This window comes from Microbacterium sp. NPDC090007, from assembly GCF_044748345.1.
In the GTDB taxonomy this organism is placed as follows: domain Bacteria; phylum Actinomycetota; class Actinomycetes; order Actinomycetales; family Microbacteriaceae; genus Microbacterium.
Genome location: NZ_JBIVFV010000004.1, coordinates 189,576 through 210,000, shown reverse-complemented (window position 1 = coordinate 210,000; position 20,425 = coordinate 189,576). Strand labels below are relative to the sequence as shown.

The window sequence follows — 20,425 nt, the reverse complement described above, 5'->3', positions numbered from 1 at the left end:
GGGAGCGGATGGGTGGGGTGACAGGGGAGGGGGAGTGATGTACGAGTCAGGCGTGGCTGTTCCATGAGAGAACGAGATTGCATGTTCTAAGCACGATTGCATCGGTCTCCGGCGCCGAAATGGGCACCGCCGGCACGCCCGCCCCAAACGCTGTGGACGCGCGCGTTCAGTCCAAGGGGCAGAAATTCTTCGCTCCGCCCGACCTGGCGACTCGGGCGCTCATCCTCTTATCCCGGTTCGTGGCTCAGCCGACGAGACCTTTCTGAACGCTACAAATCGGGCCGCTGCTCGACCGGCGACGTCAGCACCGGCTCGTAGGGAGCGCTCACGCTCGATGACAACCCCTCAGGACGCGTGGGGCCTCAGCACGCAGGGAGTGACTGGGGTGACCCGCGGCACTGGTGGCGCGGCGCTCGGCGCGATCGACGTCCCACGACCACGTTCGACCCGACCGACAAGGCGTTCGAAGCTCTCATCCAGGTCGACAAGCCGACGATCCACAGCCGCGTGTTCTCCATGATGAAGAGCGACAACATAGCGAATTTCTCGTCGTTTCAGATCTTACCCGGCTCCGACGAGACCAAGTTCTTGTACCCGGGAAAGCCCTACCGCGCTCGCTTCACCGCAGCAGACAAGATCAGCGACAGGGGCACGGGCATGGGCGCCGCCATCACGAAGATCAGACTGCGCGTAAAGGACGACGGCAGCAGACAGGCGGTCTCCTTCGCGATCAGCGGGCTCCGTACTTCCCGAAACCCCAGCGTCTGCAGCCTGGTAATTCCCGAAACCCAGTGTCTGCAGCTTGCATCTTCCAGGCGCATGGACGTGAAACTTCTGGGCCCAAGGACCAGCAGCAAGTAGGTTGCCTCTCCCGAGGCAATACCTTGAGTGCATGGCAATCACGATCCGAGACACTGTGGCAGCGATTCGGTCTGACCTTTCTGCGGGGCGCGGTCGCACGGGGGCATTTGGACTCCTGACAGCTGTGGTCTGGCGGCTCATGCAGCTCAGGGCACGTGGCAGGATGCCCGGCAGGCTTATCGGATTGCTCGCGATACCCGCTGACGTGATCTGGACCAAGATGCTCATGGGTTCCGATCTGCCCGGCGGAGTTGTCTGTGGCCCTGGGGTCATCCTTCCGCACGGTGGTCGATTGTTGTCGGTAAACAGCCGATCCGTCCTCGGTTCGAATGTGACGCTGCAGCAGCACGTGATCCTTGGAACCACCCTCGGCGATGCCCGTGCCCCGAAGATCGGCGATGACGTTTTCGTCGGACCGCGGGCAACCATTCTCGGCGGCGTCGAAGTGGGATCGCGGACGATCATCGGCGCGCATGCAGTAGTCACCAAGAGTGTGCCCGACGATTCCATCGCGTTTGGGATTCCAGCGCACGCGAAGCCCCGCACTTCCGACGTGTGGGTGTTCGCCAAAACAGACTGACTGCATCTTCCCGGCGCGGATTGCTGCATCGATCGCCGGCGAATACGGGGCGATGAGGAGCGTAGAGAGGTACTGCACAATTGACCCAGAACTTCTTGTCCCGATCCAGCCCTCTGTGACCTCTGTTCGTCGCTGGCGGTTGCCAGATCGAGATGGGTCGCGCTACGCGAGTTCGACCATCCACAGATCGCTGTCCCCCGTGATGAACAGCCGCTTCTCGTCCGCGTCGAAGGTGCAGTTGCTGGCGACGTGCGGTGTCGGGATGACGCCCAGTCGCGCGCCCGTCTCGTCGACGATTACGATTCCGGCCTCGCTCGAGATCCACAGCCAATCGCGGCTGTCGATGGCGAACCCATCCGGGATGCCGGCATCGACGCCGGCGAAGAAGCGGGGCGCGCCGAGTGTCTCACCGTCCCAATCGCATGCGACCATGCGGGGCGTTCCGTCTGCGCGCGACTCGGCGACGAACAGCGTGCGCTCATCGCGGCTGAAGGCGAGCCCGTTCGGCTCGTCGAGATCGATCATGCGCCGAAGCGGCTCGCCCTCGCGCCAGCGGTACACGCTTGTGTGGCTCAGAGCGGGGTCGGCGGGGTAGCCCTCGCGAGGATCCGAGATGCCGTAGGTGGGATCGGTGAACCAGATTGCACCGTCAGAAGCCACCACGAGGTCGTTGGGCGAGTTGAGAGGCGCACCCTCGTACGAGTCGACCAGCAGAGTGGTTCCGTTGCTGTCCGTGCGGCTGACGCCTCGGCGGCCGTGTTCCGCCTGCACCAGGCGGCCGTGAGCGTCGATGATGTTGCCGTTGGCGAAGTTGGAACGGTCGCGCACCGTGACGATGCTGCCGTCCTCACGCCAGGCGAGCGTGCGGCGGCCGATCACGTCGCTGAAGATGAGCGACTGCTCGTGGGGCCACCAGGCGGGTCCCTCGGCCCAGGTGGCGTCGTCATAGAGCGACAGCAGCCTCGACGACGCGGGCAAGACCGCGGCCAACCGCTCATCCCACACCCGCGGCGGATTTACGTCCACCTCATGAGGCGTACGAGGCCCCTGTAGCACCTGTCCGTCGATGGGGATTCGTGCTGCGTCCGAGGTCATGCTCCCAGTCAACGTGATAGCAGCCCGGAGCGCGCGCGGGTTGACGCCCTCAGCCGAAGGGGTGCGGTGTCGGGGCAGCCGGCGACGCGGCGAACTGAATCATCACCTGCAGGCACGGCTCGTCACCGATGGTCCCCGACAGGTGTCCGGTCTTTCCGTCGATTTCGGCGGTATCCGTGTCCTGCCCGAAATGAATGTCGCCGGGTCCCATCTCCACACGAGAGCCGTCTTGCGTCTCGAGAAACCACTTTCCCCGCAGCGGAATGACCCATTGAGGATGAGGGGACGGATGCCACTGTCCCACCCAGCCAACGGGGAGCGCGGCGAAGAGCACGGCCGATACCTCGCCGGGGAAAGGTCGCATCCACTGCGGATCGGCGCCGCCGCCGACGCTCTGCAACCCGAACCCACGAAGGATGGATTCGTCGAGGCGACTCTTTCCGTCGAGTTCTGTCCACATGTGCACGAAGGGGAGTGAGGGCGGGGCGCTTTCGCTCCGGCCGTCGTTGTCGAGCGGAGCGGTCGTGGTGGTGTCCATGCGCTGAGTCAACCTGTGTGGCGGGGGAGGGACGGGCGGCTTGACGGCAGCTTTGAAAGGCAGAAGCGCCGCCGACCGAGGTCGACGGCGCTTCCGGCGCGACGCTGAGCGTCAGGCGTTGTTGCTCTGGCGGTTGCGGCGAACCGTGGTGGCCACGGCAACGGTTGCACCGGCGAGGACGAGGGCGCCGCCGCCGACCCAGAAGCCGAGAAGAGAATTCGCGTCCATACCGGTCGCCGGGAGGGCGCTGCTGCCGGCATTGCTGCCGCCGGTCGAGCCGGAGCCGCTTCCGGCGCCGACTGAGCCGTCGGCACGGGCGCCGGAGGCCGCGAGGGTGTAGGACCCGACGCGGGGCTCGGGCAGGGTGACGACCGCGGTGGCCGAACCCGAGGCATCAGCCGTCTTGGTGACCGAAGCCGAAGAAACAGCGGCACCTGCGGTGGCGATGTTGGAGCCAGTCACGCCGACGCCGACGAGCGTGAACGTGACGGTTGCGCCAGGCGCGAAACCGGCGATCGGGACAGGACCGTTCGAGGTGACGGTCACCGACACGGTGTCGGGGGTGGTGGGCACGTAGGCCTGAGCGACGGCGGGGGCTGCGAATAGCAGCGCGCCAGCGAGGGCGGCGGATGCACCGACCTTGGCAAAGTTGAGCTTCATGAATGCCTGCTTTCGAATCCGGGCTACCGGTTTATGGGTGGTCCGCGTTCGTGCTATCCGATGGTGACGCAAGGGGGAAGGACAACAATGAAGCGGTGGGTGGTACTGAGAGCCTTCCTGAGTATTGCCTAGGCGCCACCCGGAAGCAAACTGAGAGGGTTTCGGGAACGTTAATTTTCTCCGGCGCGCAATATTTCTTCAGAATCCGGCGCATTCGATTCGTTCACTGCAGCAGCGGTGCGGCCGTGTGCCCGCAGTCGGCAGAGGGTGTGGGGTCGATCGACCCGTCGGCGGTCGGAGTGACGAAGGCTTCCGCCTCGGCTGCCGTTGAGACCTTTTGCACGACGATGTCCAGCTGGTTCGATGCCTGGGGAGCCAGGTTGGTGCCGATGCTCAGAACCCGTCGCCCCGCGTACGTCCCGTCGGCGAATGAAAGCCCGTTCGAGCTGGCGGCGCTGACGAGATCCCATCCTTCGGGCAGGAAGACGTTCGTTAGGGTGGCGGCGTTGCCCGGCGCGACTCCGAAGGCGCCGTTGGCTGTCAGATAGCGCGGCAGACTGGTCGCCGCGTCCGCGGGCGCTGTGCTGGTGAGAGAAACTGAGAGCGTCAGTTCGCGCTCGCTGGCGGCGCCGGGCACGCACCCCGACCAGGCGATACGAACGTCAGGTTTGACGTAGTAGCTCATCTTCGATCCACCGGCGTCGTTGAAGTAGACCCCGAATCGGGCGGTGCGCTCGTTCGTGATGGGCAACGCTCCGGCGAAGGTCGAGCCGGAGAGCACGGCTTGCTCGTCTTCGTGGGTGCTCCACAACAGGACGCGACGCTCTTCGGCTCCACGCGAGAAAGCACTCAATAGACCGGGCGTGGAGCCCTTTCCGCCAAGAAAGTCCTTGAAAATGATGGCCGTCGCTTCTCCGAAGAATGCGTCCTGCGCTTTGGGATCGGGAAAGCGCTTGTACACGTCATTCAGGAACAGCGACGCGGCGTTGCTGCCGTCGACGACCGTACCGTCTTGCAGCTGAATCGGACCCGTCGTCGCCAGCATGTACGACAACACGACGGGATCGATGGTGATGACACCGTCGACGCTCACGCCGGTGACAGACTGGTACATCTGGCGGGCCAGGGGACCGTCGACCGTGAAGTCTGGGACCTGAGTCACGTTCTGGAAATACCTGGCGGGCCTTTCGCCGTACAGAGCTGTGGCATCTGGCGAGAGGCTCGCCGCGCTCGTACCCTGCAGGGCTTCGGACAGAGAGGTGCCGGAGCGGGTGTCGCCCAGTGAGACCGCCCCACCCTCTGTGCGAAGAAGAATCGCCGTGCCGGCAATACCGCCGAGAGAGCGGGCTTCGGCGTTGTTCTGCACGAGGACGAGGTACTGACGGGGTCCGTCCTCTCCAAGCATTCCGGGCAGCAGGTCGGTTGCGCGTGAGAGAGCGTCGAGCCCGTCGGCGGTCCGAGCGAACGCTTCGCTGACGCGCTCGACGGCGCCCTGGACAATCCCGAGCAGCGGGACCGTATTGATCTCCGCGACGGCCGATGATGCGTCGCGTGCATCGATAGCGGCTGATTTAGCCGGAGCCGCCAGCCGAGCGATGGCCGCGGGGTCAATCCGTCCGTCGATAGGTTTCAGCACATCGAGCGAAGTCTCGCCGACGGCGTCCACGAGCGGGCGCAGCCCGTCCCCGAGCAGACCGCTCGACGATGCAGAGATGATGCGAACCGCCTCGAGCTGCGGTCCGACCCACGGAGTCTGCTCGGCCAAGCCCCAGATCGGGTCACCGGTGAGGTCGCGAGCTGCCTTCGCCTCCTCCGCCAACGACGCGACCAGGCTCCGCGCCTGCGCCGGGTCGGCCAGAATCTGAGCACTCGCACGGGAAGCGCCTGCCTCAATCGCTCGCAGGTGCTGGTAACCGAGCGCCCCTCGGATGCCGATCCACGTTGCAAGCGCCACACCCAGGATCAGCGCTCCCGAGACGACCCACAAAGTGATGCGCCCCGCTTTTTGTCCGAACAGGACGGGCTCTCGTCTAGCCAAAAGAAAACCTCAAGCGTGAGATAGCGGACGGGGTTGCCCTAGGGCAGCGAAGTCAACTCGGACGGTTATGACTCGCGCGACGCCTCACGACTTTCGCGCCTCGAAGCGAAGCCGAGCTCGTCGAGAGCCTCTTCGTCTGCGGCGGGCAGTGCAGCGCGGCCACCATCAGCCTTCTTAGGTGTTCGATTGCTTTTGGCCTGCTCGGCCGGCGACAACTTGTACCCATACCCATACCCGTAGCCGTACCCGTAGGCGGCGTAGTACGAATCGGGTCCGCGCGTCGGAACCATGGACATGACGAACCCGGCCAACTTGGCGCCTACCGTGTTGAGAGCTTCGGTCGCCCCGGTCAACTGGTGGCGCGTCGTCCGCGCGACCGAGACGACCATGAGGGCCCCGCTCGTCGCTCGTGACAGAATCGCCGCGTCGGTCACCGGCAGCAGCGGCGGAGCGTCACACAGAACGACGTCAAAGTCGCGCTCCAGCATGTCGAGCAGCGCGCTCATCTGGCGGGAACCAAGCAGCTCGCTGGGGTTCGGCGGAATCTTCCCGGCAGGCAACACGTAGAGACTGCGACCCCCCCAAGGGAGCATGACGTCGTTGACACTCGCTCGTCCGATCAACACGTCTGTCAGGCCCGCGCCGCCCTCGATGCCGAGGTACTCAGCGACTTTCGGCTTCCGGAGATCTGCGTCGAGCAAGGCAACGCGCTTCCCGGCGTCGGCGAGAGCGATCGCGAGGTTGATCGTCGTCGACGTCTTGCCTTCACTGGGAATGGAGCTAGTGACGACGAAGCTCGACCGTCCGCCCATGTCGAGGAACTGCAGGTTGGTGCGGAGCGCACGGAACGACTCCGCGCGCGGACTGAGGGGATCCGCATGCACAATAAGCGGGCGCTCTTTCGCCTTCGCGTCGTATGCGATCGCGCCAATGCCGGGCGATCCGGTAATCTGCTCGGCCTCGCGCGGTGTCCGGACTCGATTATCGAGAACAGTCCGAAGCACCGCTGTTCCAACCCCAAGGGCCAGTCCAACGAGCACGCCGAGGGCGAGGTTGAGTGGAACGTTGGGGCTCGACGCTTGAAGAGCGGGTTCCGCGTCCCGCACCCGACTCAGGCGAACGGGGCTCGATCCATTGTTCGACGCGGGCTCGAGCTGCGGGATGACGGTTGCAAGGCTGTCGGCGACCGCGTTGGCGATAGCTGCAGATTCGTCCGCGCTGGGGTTAGAGACGGTGACCGTGATCAACGTGGAGTTGAGAGCGGCCGCAGCCTTGACGTCCTCCGCTAGCTTCGCCGCAGTTGTGGTCAGTCCAAGTCCTGAGATGACCGGGTCGAGCACGATAGGTGCTGTCGCCAGTCCGACGTAGGTATTGATGCGTGCCTGCGTGAACGTGGATCCCTGTTGCAGTTCGGCCGCGGTGCCGCCCGCCTGCGTCGACACGAAAACCGTGCTCGACGATTCGTAGATTGGGGTGCGCGTCAGCGTATAGGCGGTAGCGGCGGTCAGACCTAGTGCTGTGAGCACGAGGAGGACGAGCCAATTCTTGCGGAGGATCCGAATGTAGTCGCTGAGCTCCATGGTGCCTCTCGAAGATGCGCTGACCTGGGGGAGGAGCGCGGGGTTTCCACGCAAGTTTGACACATGGAATGTTTCCGGCCGGTTTTGCGGCTCTGAACGACAGCGCGCCGCCCGCAATCTCCCCGCAGGTTCGGAGGGTGCACTCAGATCAGGCTGCCACCCCGGAGGGTCGCCAGACGCACAAGGCGCTCAACCGACGGCAGGGCCTCATCGATCTGCGAGACGGACATCTCGTAGGTTCGCAAAGACCGACCGAAGGGGTCGATCACATCGTCGACCTCGAGCGTGTTAGGCGGCGGCACGGTGCCGCGGAGGCTTGCAACATAAGCCAAAATTCCCGCGAGCCGCGAGCCATGGGTTTGCTCCCTTGCGGAATCGGCGGCCGCCTCCAACGCACCGTCACCAACAGTGCTGACAAGCCGGTGTATCTCTCTGACCGTGAATGTCTTGCGCAGAAAGGCCGGGTTCAGTTCAACTATTTCACGCCGGTGATCGCGCGCCATCGCCAGCGCGAGATCGGCAGATGCCAGTCGATGGCCAGTGAGGTACCGGGCCTGGTGCGCCGCGGCCAGGCCTTCAGGAACTCCCAAAGCGATGGCGAATTTCGTGGCTTCTGCTGTCATCCCCATGCCGTCGCGAGCCCGCGTCCCTGCGCTTTCAATTTGCACGGGGAGACCTTTCAGATGCTCCGCCAACAGCTGTTCCGCAATCGGTGACCGACAAACGTTGCCGGTGCACACGGTCAGGATCTTGAGCACGTTCTCTCCTTAATGGCGGAGGGCCAGATCGTCGCTGAGACGACGCTGACGCTACGTTTTCTATGTGCACGACGACACTAACGATGAGCGGCCCCGTGTTCGGCCCCGTCAGACCGATGTCATACCGCCGGATGACAGTCTGCGGGGTGTCTCGCGGACACGTCGACGCAATCCCCGACGAGATTGGCGTCTTGGCGGTCGAGCAGTCGGGCGGTGGAACATACTCGTACTTCTCGTCGCGCTGTGTGGGGCTGCTGCGGCGACGATCGCAAGCCTCGCGGTAACCCGTTTTGCGGACATTGTGCAAGGCGTGCTCGCCACTTTGACGCTGTGGACTGGTCTGTTGGCCGTCTGCGTCTTCGCGATGATAAGGGCGCGTCCGGCGGGCCTCTTCCGATTTCGTGCGCAGGACTTGGTCTGGGGCGCCGCGTTCGGATTTTCCTTGCTTTTGGCTAAAGCCGCTCAAAGCGCAGGTGACTCGGTGCCCTTTCCGACGTCGCCCCTCATCGGCGCCGAGACGACTTCGTGGTTCCTCCACGAGGCAGTTCCGCTCGGTCTTGTGGGGCCCGTGGTCGAGGAACTGTTCTTCCGTGCAGTAATTCTAGTGTCGTTGTTCCAAATACTTCGACGACACGTCGGTCACGTATCCGCGTCCGTCACAGCAGCTCTTGCCTCTACGGGTCTCTTCGTTTGCCTCCACGCGACCTTCACTCCGATAAGCCTGGTGGACGGGCTTCAGTTCTCGCTCCTAAGTCTGGTTTGCAGTGCTCTGGTACTTTTAACGGGACGCATATGGGCGGCGGTAATCGCGCACGTCATCTACAACGTAAGCTTTTTGCTGATTGTCTATGTAGGTTCCAGTTTGTCAACCTGATCCGCGTGCGTTTGACCCCCAATCCTCACAGCGATGCCATATGTGCGCGCGGTGTGTTGTGACGCTACATTGCCGGTTCGGGAAGGTGCCCACAGTCGGAAATTCACGGATCGCTTTCGTGAACGCTTCGACGGAGGCCATGACATGCGGTGCTCACCACCCCGCGCTCCCGGTTCGATGGTCATCGAGCCAATTTGGGCGTAGCCCAACCACAGGGTAATGAAGCGATTGGCTCGGGGGAGGGGAGGCGAGCGTCGGGGCCTCGTGGCGCCGGCGTTCGAACGCCGTAACAAACCTGGGATATGGTTCTCCCGTCGGATCGCGGGGGTGTCGAGGCTGCGGAGCCCACCCGCTTCTGCGGAAGAATGAGCTGAGATGCCAACTGAATCGAAATTTTCCATCGACTATCTAGTCGGTGGCCTGCGTATTTCTGTGGATGAGGACAGTGCGACACCGGGTCCTCGTTCTCACATCCTCAACGTCATCGATGCGTTCAGGGCGAGGGCTCACACTGTGCGTTTGCATCTCGCTAACGACGCCCCCGGACTGGCGCGGCTGAGGGGCGCACCAGAAGGCGGAGGTTCGACAAACTTTCTTGCGCCTCTCAAGCGCGTTCTCATTGACATTGTGAGGCTGCTCGCCGCGGTCTGGTCCGGTTTATGGGTGAGGCGACGGGCCGACAAGAATTCCGACGTGATCTACGAGCGTGCGGCCGTTTTGCAGGACTTGACCGCCTTCCATCCCAACAAGCGCCGCGCGTTCAAGATTGTTGAGTCGAACGGGATCATGTCTGAGGAGACGGCGCAGGATAGGAAGGCCTTGACGTTCCTTTCCCTGGCTAAGTTTGTGGAGCGGCGGTTGTATAGACGAGCCGACCTCATAGTGAGCGTCAGTGACCCGCTCGCGCGAGCTATCAGGGACTTCGCGGCGGTCGACCATTCAAAGATTGTGGTGGTTCCAAACGCAATTTCCGCGGATCTGATAAAACTTCCGGTTACCCCTCGATCGGTGTTCAAATTAGGATTCATCGGCTCCGTCGTGCCATGGCAACGAGTCGAAGTGATGCTCCTCGGCCTTCAGAAATGCAAGAATCGCGAGAATATGAGGGCGTCTATCGTCGGAGCAGGGAGTGACCTCACGAAGCTGAGAGCACTGGCGCGAGAGCTGGGGATCGACGAGAACGTCGAATTCCTCGGCCGCTTACCGCGCGACGCCGCTATCGCAGAGATGAGGACATGGTCAGTGGGGTACTCGGGTCACGTCGCAACAACGCGTGAGGACATGTATCACAGCCCGCTGAAGATATACGAGTACGCTGCGCTTGGAATGGCCATCGTAGCGACGGATTACGCGGACGCGCGCGAACTCCTCGCTGACGGGTGCGAGATATTCATTGTCGAGACCGAGGATGACGTTGCAAGCGCTCTGGACCGAGCGTTTGAGATCTGGACTCGAAACGGCCTTCCCTTGCCTGAGCTCGCACACAACGCCCTAAGAAATCACACGTGGAACGCGCGCGTCAGCCAGATCGAAGGCGCAATCTCGACGTCTCTGAACGGCCTTCGGGAGTTGGGGGCGTGACAGATATCGAGTACGCCACCGAGCACCTAGTCTCACAGGTTCTCACAAGGCGCGCGCGGGGCCTGCGGACGACTTGTGCTTGGCTGAATCACTACACGGCGCTGCGGGTCTCCGGGGCCCGCTTGCCTCACTCATTTGCCGACATAGTGGCGATCGACGGACAGCTCCTCAGCCGGATTGTCGGGGAGCCACCGTCGCGCCGTACGAGCGCTGACTCCACACTGCCTATCCTGCTGGACTCCCTGCCTGCCGCGAGAATTGCGCTAGTCGGTGGCAGCCCGAGTTCCATAGCGAATTTTCGGCAAGCATTTGAACGACGATGGAGCAAGCACGAGGTTGTGTACTGCGCCGACGGCTACGGGAACCGGCCGACGCCCCAGGCGTTCGCCTCACAGATCCTGAGCGCGTCCGTGGATGTTGCGATTATTGGCCTCGGCGCGCCGATGCAAGAAAGATACCTTGCAGCAATAAAAGATGCGTGTGCACCAGATTCCGCGATTATGGCCTTCACCTGCGGGGGTTGGATGGATCAATTCATTCAACCTGATTACTACCCTCGTTGGGCGTACCCATTAGGCCTGACATGGCTTGTGAGGCTGTCGCGAGAGCCCCGACGGCTTTGGCGTCGATACACAGTGGATGCGATCCATGCGCTAATTGTGCGCCGAAAAATTCGGCGCAATATTCATGATTGGCGTCAACAATCTTGATGGTCAGAACGGCCGAGCCGCAAGCTCCGACGGCGACTTCAGCCAATGCTGGTTTGTGGGCAATAGCAGCATTCTCGGCGTCCACATTGATCACAGTGAATGGTTCGATTTCTGCGGCGACTATAGTGCTTCTCGTTGTGGCACCTTTGTGGTTGCGTGACCTAGCGTCCGATGCTTGGCTTCGTTGGGCGGTAGTCTGGTTCGTAGTCCTAGTGATGGCGGGCGAAATCCTGGTACTTGCGGCATCGCTTGATGGGCGGTTGGTGTCGCCCGACCTTCATGCGCTGTCAAATTGGTCGTTGGCATCGTTCTTCGCTCTGTTCTGTGTTCTGCGAATGGCCACTCGGAGGTGCTCGCTTCAAGCCGTTGCCGTCGCGTTCGCTTTCGGACGTCTGGCTGCCCTGACGCAAACCGGCTTCAATATGTCGAATGTCTGGAAGTACAATCTTGCGTTGCCGGTAGCGATTCTATTGCTCGCGGTGATGTACTCGGTCCACGCAAAGCGACGTCTGATCGCGACCGGGCTCTTGCTAGCCGCGCTGGCCGTCATCTCTGTCGCGTTTGATTACCGCAGCCTGGCTGCGATGTGCGCACTCGCCGGGCTCTTGATAGTTGTGTCTCAAGCTGGCTCTGCTCGCGCCGCGCGGAGGAACGGCAGTCATGACATCGTGTATGCGGTCATAATTGTTCTGGCGTTGCTTGTCATCAATCAGATCGGCACCGATGCTGCGCTGAATGGGCTTCTGGGTAACGAAATTCAGGCCAGATCTGTTTATCAATTCGATGCAACCGGCTCCCTGCTTTCGGGTGCTCGGCCGGAATGGTTTGCGACTTTCGCATTGATGGGTCAGCATATCTGGGGTTTCGGGCCAGGAGTGTCAGCAGGGTGGAATGAACTGGGGTACGCATTCGCCGCTCTCGACAACGTGGGTATCGGCTCTAGCAACCCATACGTTCAGGTCTACATGTTCGGGTCAGGGGTCGAGCTTCATTCGATTATCGCTGACCTGTGGGCGCGGTACGGCGTAGTGGGTTTAGCCTTCGCTGTGCTCGTGACGCTCACACTCACTAGATCCTTGATTTCCAACCTGCGGCGATCGATCACCACCGGCATGACTGCTCTCTTGAGCGTGTGGGCTATCTGGAGCATGCTGTTTGGGCCGATTTACACGGATTCGCCACTGATCGTCCTGGCGCTCGTCCTATGTGCTTCGGCGACCCCCTCGAAACTTGTTGGGACGCGAACATGAGGTGGACTAGCGTCGGATCCGCCGCAATAGCGAAGGCCGCTACCCTGCCAATAAACGCGCTAGTCTCGCTTTTTGCGATGCAGCTTGTCATAGGCTGGTGGGGGGTGGAGGCATATGCAAGCTACGGCCTTTTGGTCGCTCTCGTCGCTCTACTCCCGTTTGCAGACCTCGGTATGGCAGCAGTAATCATCAATGTGGTCTCCCAGCACGGAGCGCGTTCGCGCAATTTGCGTCGCGCGCTCCTATCTGTCCTGAGAATCCTTGCCGCGTCGGCGGTCGTTCTCGTTTCGGCGGCAATCGTTGTCACATTACTCGGCTCATGGCGACTCCTTCTCGGGGATTCGCTGCTCGCGGGACGGGAAGGCGACCTAGCGGTTCTGCTTTGTGTCTCGCTTTTCGCAATCAATCTTCCAGTGTCTATTGGAGCGAGGGCGCTGGTGGGTTTGGGGCAAAACACTGCCCTCATTCTCATTCAATCTCTCCAGTACCCGCTCATATTGGCGATGATCCTCCTGATGAGTGCCGCTGGGGCTTCGGCGGGGCCCTTCCTGCCGGTCGGTGCCTACATCTCAACCTTTGTTGTGAACGCACTCTGTGTTTGGCTTGCGAGCCGGAAGCTAGGTGAAGACTTTCGGTGGGCTTTGCGGCGACTTCTCGTTCGACGAGCGAAGGGAGCGCGCGTCGGGCATACAGCCTGGCCGATGCTTGTGCAATCGCTGGCCATCCCTCTTGCTACGCAGAGCGATCGAGTGGTGATCAGTCAGGTTTCTACGACGGAGCAGCTTGCGCAGTATAATTTGTCTTCCCAAATCTTCATGATGGTGTGGCAGGTGACCGCAGCGGCGGGCGTCTCGCTGTGGCCAATTTTTTCCAGAATGAAGGATAGGGGAGAGGCACCTCCAGTAGGGAAGGCGTCGGCGATCTTTGCAGTGGTGGCCGCTGGGTGCGCGGGGGTTTTAGTTTGCGCACTTCCGCTCATCGAGGATTTTGTGGCACACGGTTTGATAACCCTGAGCCCCGTCTTGATTGGGTCGTTCTTTTTATACGTGGTGATGAATGCTGTGTTGTATCCATTCGGCATGAACTTCATGGATCCCCGCGGGCTAAAATTTCAGGCGTGGTGCGTGTCCCTCGCATTACCGGTCAACGTGACACTATCGGTGATTCTTGCGCGTGAGATTGGCGCGTCCGGTCCGATTATATCTTCCGCTGTATGCATGTTTGTTTTTCAGGTTGTCCCCTACTCAATACGCTTCCATAAGGGTAAGTCGAGGTCGAAGAATGACTGAGGTCTCCATTTACGTGCCACGGCCGTTCAGGCTGCAGGGGGATGGTGCGCAACGAGCAGCCCCGCGGCCCGTCCATTCGCGGCAGGCGGGGTACGACTTAGCATTCGACGCGCGCACAGTCTTCTACGATGCGATTGCTACGGAAAACGTAATTCGCTTTGTCGCACCGCCGCTCTTGAATCTTTCGCCGCTACTCAGGCTGGAGGTTGACAATAGGTCGGTGAAGCCGCGTGTCGTCATCGGAGATAGGAGCACAATTGTCGATGTGCCGGTCACCAGTTCCGCGAGCCGCATCGTTGCTCACGTTTCGGACGAATCGGAGACGTGGGACGTGAAGGATCTTCGCTCCTCAGCGATGGATCTGTCTGCGCGAAGGGTTCTGCAGACACTCTCGAAAGATAACGAGCCAGGTTGGATTCGTGACTGGGCTACCTACTACGTACAGGTCCACGGTAGCGACACGGTTGTTCTATACGACAACGGGTCCGCGTCCTACGCTGTCGACAGCTTGGTGGGTGCATTAACAGCGGTACAAGGCCTGCGGAAGGTGATCATTGTGGAATGGAATTTTCCTTATGGCCCCGGGGGCGGCGAGCGGCGGATGTGGGATTCCGACTACTGTCAGCATGGCTCGTTCGCGCACAGCCGAAGCCTGATTACTGGTCCGTCGCGCAGTCTGCTTAACGTCGACATAGACGAGTTAGTTCTACCGGTGTTGAAATTGGGCGCGCATGCATTTGCGGAGATGTCACCCCTGGGTGGCGTGAATATCCCAGGTAAATGGATATCGTCGTCACCAGTATTACGTCATTCAGGCACGCCCCGTCACAGCGACTTCGGGCTGCAGGAACTTGACCCGCGCCGTCGAAATTCGCCCGCCAAATGGGCCATCGTACCGTCGCGGATACCCCATAGCGCGCAGCTTCGCACCCACTCTCTCCGCGGGTGGTGGTTGCCAACAATCCCAGGGCTCTCGTATAGGCACCTACGAGGATTGACCACCAGCTGGCGTAGTAACGCTGACGGGTGGGGTTATGGCGGCGTATCCTCCGAACTCAAGGGGCGCATTCCTGTCGGAGGACGACCCGATAAGAGACTGTTGCAAGTCCTCAGGAACGTGCCGGGGTGGTCCAGACCTTGATAGTGCTGTCTTCTTCGCGCGCCCCGGCCGCGGACACGAATCCATTCCTAACCCTCCTTTCGGACGAATTGCAAGCCTTGGAAGTAGAGCAACGTTGGTTCAGCTGGCGGACCGCGCTTCTAGGCAGATGGTCGGTCCTGCACCTGCACTGGCCGGAGAATCTGCTAGTCGCGAGGCGACGTTCGTTGCGAGCCCTCAAGCGATGTTTTTTTGCGCTATTACTACTGCGTCTGCGACTCACCCGCGCGCGTGTCGTGTATACAATTCATAATTCCGCGCCCCACGAGCAGCTCACACGTCGCGAACGAAGAAGCGTTAGGCGACTTCTTCAATTCGTCGATACGGCGGTGGTGATGGGCTCAGCCGTGCTCCCCGAGGGGTTGCGCGCGAACGTTTCGATTGCGACTATCCCGCATGGGTCTTACCGGCCGCTCGTTGGACCGAACCCCGCACGACCAAATCAGCGTCGGAGGTTGATCACCGCGGGCCTCATACGCCCTTACAAAAGAATCCCCGAGATTGTCGAAGTTTTCACAGAGTATGAAGACGCGGAGGCATCCCTGACCATTGTCGGCCGCCCAGCATCGGTCGCTATCGGCGATGACCTTCATGACCGATCGAAGGGCGACGATCGCGTTTCACTGCGGCTCGACTACGTGTCGGACCAGGAGTTGCTTTCGGCTCTTGCATCGAGCGATCTCGTAATCTTGAATTACGAAAAGTTTGAGAATTCAGGAATCGCACTGATGGCATTGTCAGTGGGTACGCCCATACTGCTGCCGCGCTCCGCATCAAGTGAAGCTCTTCTCGACGAATTCGGCGACGCGCTCGTGAGCTTGTTCGACGGGAACCTTAGCGCGGAGGATATTCGAGACGCCCTGCTGGCGTCGCCGTCGCTTCTGGGCGACGGGAACCCTCCAATGCCCCTCCGGGAGTGGCCTCATATTGCAGGCCAATACTCGCGAGTTTATGTCGGGGAGTCCGTCCGATGATCGCAGTCATCGTGGTGAACTTCGGTACGTCATCGTTGATCGCACAATATTTCAAAGGTCACGAAAACCTTTACATCTTTGACAACTTCTCGTCGCAAGACGAGGTTCTTCGAATCTCGAGGGTCGCGGAGGACTTCGCTGCCAATTTGATTCGATCCCCGCGCAATCTCGGATTTGGCTCGGCGGTCAACGAGGCGATCAAGCGCGCAATCATAGACGGTCATAGCAAATTCGTAGTCGTGAATCCGGACTTGTTGGTATCGCCACAGGTGGTTGAGCGTATGGCGGCTCTCCTGTCTGAATCGCCCAACGTTATGCTGTCGCCCAAAATCTTCGACCTGCATGGCGGCGTTTGGTTCGAGGGATCAGTAATACTGAAGTGGCGTGGAATGGCGCGCCACGCCGAAGCTTCGGCCGACGGTTTCGCTCCCTGGCTTTCGGGTGCGTGCCTGGCTTTCTCCCGACACCAGTGGGAGTTGCTAGAAGGGTTTGACGAAGACTACTTCTTATACTGGGAGGACGTTGACTTCACATATCGCTGGACGATGAGAGGTGGCCAGCTCATAGTGGACTCGAGTCTGTCGGCGATTCACGAAGTCGGCGGCAGTCAGTCCAGCTCGGGGAAAAGCGTTCTTTATACATCCATGATTAGTCGCAATAGACTTCTTTTCGCGCGAAAGAATCTGGGCGCGCTAAGTCGTTTCAGATGGGTCGTGGCAACCCCGCTATTTGTGCTCTCCGTGGTGAAGAATGCAAACCACTCGACATTTCGGGGAAATCTGCGTCACTTGTTTGCTGCCGCGTGCAACTCGTTCTCAGTTCGTCCGATCAAGAAGGCGGTCTAATTGTGCCAGCCGTGGGTGTATCTAGAATGTCGCGTTTGCGGTCCATGATTGCGAGCTCGTTTGTGGATTTCATGGTGAACGAGGTCATTGCAAGTCCTTTGTTGTTAAAGAGTCTCCGTCCGGTTCTGCTTGGAATTTTTGGTGTCTCTTGCAACCGTGCCACGGTTTCCCCTCGCGTATTTTTCGGTGGGTCCGGTGTAAAAATTGGCGCGCGATCATTCATCAACCGGGGTGTGTTCTTCGACGCCTCCGCCGAGATCGCTATCGAAGATGATGTCGCGGTCGGAATGAATGCCCAGCTGATAACGGGTAGTCACGCAATTGGAGATCAATATCGAAGGGCTGGCCACCAGTTCGCGCAGCCAATTAGTATCGGTCGCGGCGTATGGATCGGCGCTGGCGCCATTATACTTCCCGGGGTAAAAGTAGGGAGCGGCGCAGTTGTTGCGGCGGGTTCTGTGGTTATCCGTGATTGCGCCGAGAATTGCCTATATGCTGGTGTTCCAGCTGCGTTTGTCCGAGATTTGGAGACTGACAATGATGCTTCTTGATCAGATCCGTGCGGATCGCGCCGCGAATCACGAACCGAGGATGAAATTCTTTCTCGTTGTGTTCCGGGCAGCTCAGTGGGCGCGGACTGGCCGCGGGTTGCGTCGCCTTTCGTTTGCGCCCCTTGCGGTCGTTTACAAGTTAGTATCGGCCTGTCTGATGATCGAATTGCCGCTTCGCGCTTCCGTTGGCGTCCCGCTTGTCATCAATCACGGATTCGGCTTAGTTGTTCATCCAGACGCCATAATAGGTGATAACTGCGTGTTGAAGCACGGAGTTACGATTGGTATTCGTCGAAACGGAGAGGGAGTTCCGCGTCTGGGCTCTCATGTTCAGGTGGGTAGTGGCGCACAACTTCTCGGGCCGATCTCTTTGGGGGACGATTCGATAGTCGGTGCTGGCGCAGTTGTCGTTGACGATGTTCCCTCGCGTGGTATCGCTGTGGGCACGAAGGCACGTGTCGTGAAGCAGACCTGAACGCGGAAGACCCCGTTGGGCTGAGCTGCCCGATGACGTGCCACGATGCTCGCTGCAGTCAGGAGGCCGCCCGGTTCTCTTCGTGCCAGCGAGATTTCGCCGGGTAGGTAGAAGATTTTGTCAAGAGCCAGCCGTCTGAGCGCCGGTGGGCCAGGCTGACCCCACAGTGGAACGTTCAACGGCCATGGGGGCCGGCACCAAGGGGGGACGGCGTTCGGGGGCATGGGCACCTCGCGACGCCCTCAGCGGCGCGCGTGCCGACGTGTCCACCCCCGCGGGCGTCGCCCGTCTGCTCCGCGAGCAGTACGACCTCGACCTGACCGACCTCGAGCAGTTCGAGGGCGGGTGGGACGCCTCGGCGACCATGTGGACCGGCGTCGACGCCGCAGGAACCCGCTACGCGCTCAAGATCACCTCGCGCGACGTGCAGTTCGGGCTGTCGCTTGCCGGTTCCGCCGGGCTCGCCGCCGCCGGGGGAGTGCTGCAGCCCGTCCCCACCCTCGACGGCGCGCTGTGGGCCACCGCGGCCGGACACCTCATCACCGTCTCGCACTGGGTCGACGGCGCCGACGCGGTCGACCTCGGACCCGACCACGTCGACTGGTACGAACTCGGGCGCGTCCTGCGCGCGGTGCATGACCAGCCCGTGCCGCAGGGGGTGCGGCCGCAGCGCGGCGGCATCCGTCGTTCTTCGTCGTCACCCCGCGCGCTGATCGACGCCGTCGACCGGGCCTACCGCCACCGCGTCGGCGACGACCTCTCTCGCAGATGGGATGCCGCCCGCCCCCGGCTGCGCCACCTCGCCGACGTCGCGCGCACCCTCAAGCGCACCCGACGCCCCACCACTCGTGTCACCGCCCACGGCGACCCTCACCTGGGCAACGTGCTGCTCGACGACGACGGACGCCCCTGGCTCATCGACTTCGACGAGGCGACCATCGCGCCACGCGAGGTCGATCTGATGCTCGTCGAGCTGGGCGTGATGTTCGACGCACCCCTCGCCGAGCGGCACCGCGAGAGATTCCATGACGGCTACGGCCGCGACATCGAGATCGACCGCGAGCGCGTCATCCGCTTCGGCTGCGTGCGCGCCATCGAAGACGCTACGTCGTCCTTTCTCGCCGCCCTCGACGGCGACCCCGCAGACCCTGCCCCCTTCCGGATGCTCGACGGCATTCTCGGCCCCCACGGGCTCGTGACCCTCGTCGAGACAGAGCTCCAACGGCTGCCCCACAGTCCGTCGCTCGCCGACAAGAAAGAAGAACCATGAATCACACACGAATGCTGAGCGCGCTTTCGCTCGCCGCGGTGACCGCCCTGTCGCTCAGCGCCTGCACCGGCTTCACCGGCGGAGGCTCCGACGCGCAGCAAGAAGGAACACTGACGTTCACCACGTGGGCGAGCGAATCCGAGCAGGCCGCTTTCGAAGAGCTCGTCTCGCAGTTCGAGGCCGAGAACGAGGGCGTCACCGTCCAGCTGAACGTCGTGCCCTACGACCAGATGTTCACCAATATCGACGCGCAATTGTCGGCGGGCAATGCTCCCGACATCTTCCGCGTCGACTACGGCAACCTCGGCGTCTACTCGAGCCAGAATCAGCTGCTCGACGTCAGCCCCTACTTCACCGCCGACGAGATCGAGCAGTTCACCCCTGCCATGTGGGAGGCGGTGTCGTACGACGGCACACCCTACGGCGTCCCGCACCAGACCGATGTCTCGGCCCTGCTCGTCAACACGCAGCTGCTCAGCGCCGCCGGGATCACCGACCTGCCCACCACGCAGGCCGACGCCTGGACGTGGGACGAGTTCGCCGACGTCGCGGCCCAGCTCAAGGCATCCCTCCCCGCCGAGACCTACCCGTTCGTCTACAACTGGCAGCTGGGCGGCACGCCCCGTTGGTTGAGCTGGCTGTTCCAGGCCGACGGCGCGCTGCTCGGCGAAGACGGCACCACCCCGCAGATCGACTCCGCCGCCGGCGCCGAAGCCCTCGACTTCACCCGCTCGTTCTTCGACAACGGATGGGTCCCGCCCACCAGCTCGGTCAAGTCGGCCACCTACGCCGACTCGTTCTTCACCGAGGAATCCGTCGCCATGGCCTTCGTCGGCTCGTTCGTCGTCCCCGACATCGACAACCTCGCCGGCTTCGACTGGACCGCCCTGCCCCTGCCCGTCAACGACCGCGGCGCCACCGATCTCGGCGGCAACGCCCTGGTCGCCACTCAGACCTCCGCGCAGCCCGAACTGGCCGCGCAGTTCTTGAAGTTCATGGTGGATGCCGACAACATGACCGCATTCTGCGCGGCCACCAACGAGTTGCCCACCCGCGTCGACATCGACCCGTCGTCCATTCCCTTCGCGGTACGCCCCGACGTGATGCCGGTGTTCGTCGAGCAAGCCACGACCATCCAGCCGAGTGACGTGAAGCAGCTCACCTCGCCGTCGCTCGCGGCGATCGCCGTATCGATGCAGGACCAGCTCGAGGCGGCGTTCGTCAACGGACAGAGCACGGCGGACACCCTCGCCAACATCACCGCCGGCATCCGACAGGCGACCGGCTCGTGACCGTCGCGTCCGTCCGCGGTCGCCCCGTCGCCCCGACACGGCGGC

19 protein-coding genes are annotated in these 20,425 nt (G+C 61.7%); 13 read left to right on the top strand and 6 right to left on the bottom strand.

The annotated features are described in order from the left end of the window. The first annotated feature begins 507 nt into the window (after nt 1-507). Nucleotides 508-861: a hypothetical protein gene (locus tag ACIPVB_RS14125; RefSeq protein ID WP_400369697.1), complete on the top strand. Its 354-nt coding sequence runs from the start codon at nt 508-510 to the stop codon at nt 859-861. 205 nt (nt 862-1,066) lie between these two features. Further along, on the top strand, nt 1,067-1,441 hold the full coding sequence (locus tag ACIPVB_RS14120; RefSeq protein WP_400369695.1) for a serine O-acetyltransferase: 375 nt from the start codon (nt 1,067-1,069) through the stop codon (nt 1,439-1,441). A 162-nt stretch (nt 1,442-1,603) separates the two neighbouring features. On the opposite strand, the gene ACIPVB_RS14115 is transcribed toward ACIPVB_RS14120, so the two are convergent. The 6 genes from ACIPVB_RS14115 to ACIPVB_RS14090 all read right to left on the bottom strand — a co-directional run bounded on the left by ACIPVB_RS14115 (nt 1,604) and on the right by ACIPVB_RS14090 (nt 8,110). After that, nucleotides 1,604-2,431: an SMP-30/gluconolactonase/LRE family protein gene (locus ACIPVB_RS14115; protein WP_400369693.1), complete on the bottom strand. Its 828-nt coding sequence runs from the start codon at nt 2,429-2,431 to the stop codon at nt 1,604-1,606. 154 nt (nt 2,432-2,585) lie between these two features. Beyond that, on the bottom strand, nt 2,586-3,074 hold the full coding sequence (locus ACIPVB_RS14110) for a hypothetical protein (protein WP_400369691.1): 489 nt from the start codon (nt 3,072-3,074) through the stop codon (nt 2,586-2,588). A gap of 111 nt (nt 3,075-3,185) precedes the next feature. Then, entirely contained in the window at nt 3,186-3,734 is a 549-nt protein-coding gene (locus ACIPVB_RS14105; protein WP_400369689.1) for an LPXTG cell wall anchor domain-containing protein, read from the bottom strand. Nucleotides 3,735-3,957: 223 nt separating this feature from the next. Next, nucleotides 3,958-5,772: a DUF4012 domain-containing protein gene (locus ACIPVB_RS14100; RefSeq protein WP_400369687.1), complete on the bottom strand. Its 1,815-nt coding sequence runs from the start codon at nt 5,770-5,772 to the stop codon at nt 3,958-3,960. Between the two features lie 65 nt (nt 5,773-5,837). Next, nucleotides 5,838-7,352: a polysaccharide biosynthesis tyrosine autokinase gene (locus ACIPVB_RS14095; protein WP_400369685.1), complete on the bottom strand. Its 1,515-nt coding sequence runs from the start codon at nt 7,350-7,352 to the stop codon at nt 5,838-5,840. 143 nt (nt 7,353-7,495) lie between these two features. Further along, complete coding sequence (locus tag ACIPVB_RS14090) at nt 7,496-8,110, bottom strand: low molecular weight phosphatase family protein (RefSeq protein ID WP_400369683.1); 615 nt, start codon at nt 8,108-8,110, stop codon at nt 7,496-7,498. 364 nt (nt 8,111-8,474) lie between these two features. Between ACIPVB_RS14090 and ACIPVB_RS14085 the strand changes: the two genes are divergently transcribed. The 11 genes from ACIPVB_RS14085 (at nt 8,475) to ACIPVB_RS14035 (ending at nt 20,380) form a co-directional block, all read left to right on the top strand. Beyond that, nucleotides 8,475-8,984 (top strand): CPBP family intramembrane glutamic endopeptidase, encoded by a 510-nt coding sequence (locus ACIPVB_RS14085; RefSeq protein WP_400369873.1) that lies wholly within the window; start codon nt 8,475-8,477, stop codon nt 8,982-8,984. Between the two features lie 375 nt (nt 8,985-9,359). Further along, nucleotides 9,360-10,565 carry a glycosyltransferase gene (locus tag ACIPVB_RS14080; protein WP_400369682.1) on the top strand — a complete coding sequence of 402 codons (1,206 nt, stop codon included), beginning with the start codon at nt 9,360-9,362 and terminating at the stop codon, nt 10,563-10,565. Then, nucleotides 10,490-11,275, top strand: a complete 786-nt coding sequence (locus tag ACIPVB_RS14075; protein WP_400369681.1) for a WecB/TagA/CpsF family glycosyltransferase — start codon at nt 10,490-10,492, stop codon at nt 11,273-11,275. Before ACIPVB_RS14080 ends, ACIPVB_RS14075 begins: the two co-directional genes overlap by 76 nt. 215 nt (nt 11,276-11,490) lie before the next feature. Continuing rightward, the gene (locus ACIPVB_RS14070; protein WP_400369680.1) at nt 11,491-12,525 is read left to right on the top strand and encodes a hypothetical protein; all 1,035 of its coding nucleotides are present in this window, start codon (nt 11,491-11,493) and stop codon (nt 12,523-12,525) included. Continuing rightward, nucleotides 12,522-13,814, top strand: coding sequence for a lipopolysaccharide biosynthesis protein (locus tag ACIPVB_RS14065; RefSeq protein ID WP_400369678.1), 1,293 nt, complete (start codon nt 12,522-12,524; stop codon nt 13,812-13,814). The genes ACIPVB_RS14070 and ACIPVB_RS14065 overlap by 4 nt, the downstream gene beginning before the upstream one ends. 1,614 nt (nt 13,815-15,428) lie before the next feature. Further along, on the top strand, nt 15,429-15,947 hold the full coding sequence (locus tag ACIPVB_RS14060; protein WP_400369676.1) for a hypothetical protein: 519 nt from the start codon (nt 15,429-15,431) through the stop codon (nt 15,945-15,947). Further along, on the top strand, nt 15,944-16,792 hold the full coding sequence (locus ACIPVB_RS14055; protein WP_400369674.1) for a glycosyltransferase: 849 nt from the start codon (nt 15,944-15,946) through the stop codon (nt 16,790-16,792). Before ACIPVB_RS14060 ends, ACIPVB_RS14055 begins: the two co-directional genes overlap by 4 nt. Before the next feature lie 44 nt (nt 16,793-16,836). Further along, nucleotides 16,837-17,343, top strand: coding sequence for an acyltransferase (locus ACIPVB_RS14050; RefSeq protein WP_400369871.1), 507 nt, complete (start codon nt 16,837-16,839; stop codon nt 17,341-17,343). Beyond that, complete coding sequence (locus tag ACIPVB_RS14045) at nt 17,285-17,818, top strand: serine O-acetyltransferase (protein ID WP_400369673.1); 534 nt, start codon at nt 17,285-17,287, stop codon at nt 17,816-17,818. The genes ACIPVB_RS14050 and ACIPVB_RS14045 overlap by 59 nt, the downstream gene beginning before the upstream one ends. A gap of 262 nt (nt 17,819-18,080) precedes the next feature. Further along, nucleotides 18,081-19,088, top strand: a complete 1,008-nt coding sequence (locus ACIPVB_RS14040) for a phosphotransferase (protein ID WP_400369672.1) — start codon at nt 18,081-18,083, stop codon at nt 19,086-19,088. Next, nucleotides 19,085-20,380 carry an ABC transporter substrate-binding protein gene (locus ACIPVB_RS14035; RefSeq protein ID WP_400369670.1) on the top strand — a complete coding sequence of 432 codons (1,296 nt, stop codon included), beginning with the start codon at nt 19,085-19,087 and terminating at the stop codon, nt 20,378-20,380. The genes ACIPVB_RS14040 and ACIPVB_RS14035 overlap by 4 nt, the downstream gene beginning before the upstream one ends. The last annotated feature ends 45 nt before the right edge of the window (nt 20,381-20,425 follow it).

Coding starts and splice junctions, on each gene's coding strand:
- ACIPVB_RS14070 (WP_400369680.1), top strand. CDS start 11,491: ATGGCGGGCGAAATCCTGGTACTTGCGGCATCGCTTGATGGGCGGTTG.
- ACIPVB_RS14105 (WP_400369689.1), bottom strand. CDS start 3,734: ATGAAGCTCAACTTTGCCAAGGTCGGTGCATCCGCCGCCCTCGCTGGC.
- ACIPVB_RS14065 (WP_400369678.1), top strand. CDS start 12,522: ATGAGGTGGACTAGCGTCGGATCCGCCGCAATAGCGAAGGCCGCTACC.
- ACIPVB_RS14045 (WP_400369673.1), top strand. CDS start 17,285: ATGCTGGTGTTCCAGCTGCGTTTGTCCGAGATTTGGAGACTGACAATG.
- ACIPVB_RS14085 (WP_400369873.1), top strand. CDS start 8,475: ATGATAAGGGCGCGTCCGGCGGGCCTCTTCCGATTTCGTGCGCAGGAC.
- ACIPVB_RS14055 (WP_400369674.1), top strand. CDS start 15,944: ATGATCGCAGTCATCGTGGTGAACTTCGGTACGTCATCGTTGATCGCA.
- ACIPVB_RS14095 (WP_400369685.1), bottom strand. CDS start 7,352: ATGGAGCTCAGCGACTACATTCGGATCCTCCGCAAGAATTGGCTCGTC.
- ACIPVB_RS14035 (WP_400369670.1), top strand. CDS start 19,085: ATGAATCACACACGAATGCTGAGCGCGCTTTCGCTCGCCGCGGTGACC.
- ACIPVB_RS14110 (WP_400369691.1), bottom strand. CDS start 3,074: ATGGACACCACCACGACCGCTCCGCTCGACAACGACGGCCGGAGCGAA.
- ACIPVB_RS14050 (WP_400369871.1), top strand. CDS start 16,837: ATGATTGCGAGCTCGTTTGTGGATTTCATGGTGAACGAGGTCATTGCA.
- ACIPVB_RS14080 (WP_400369682.1), top strand. CDS start 9,360: ATGCCAACTGAATCGAAATTTTCCATCGACTATCTAGTCGGTGGCCTG.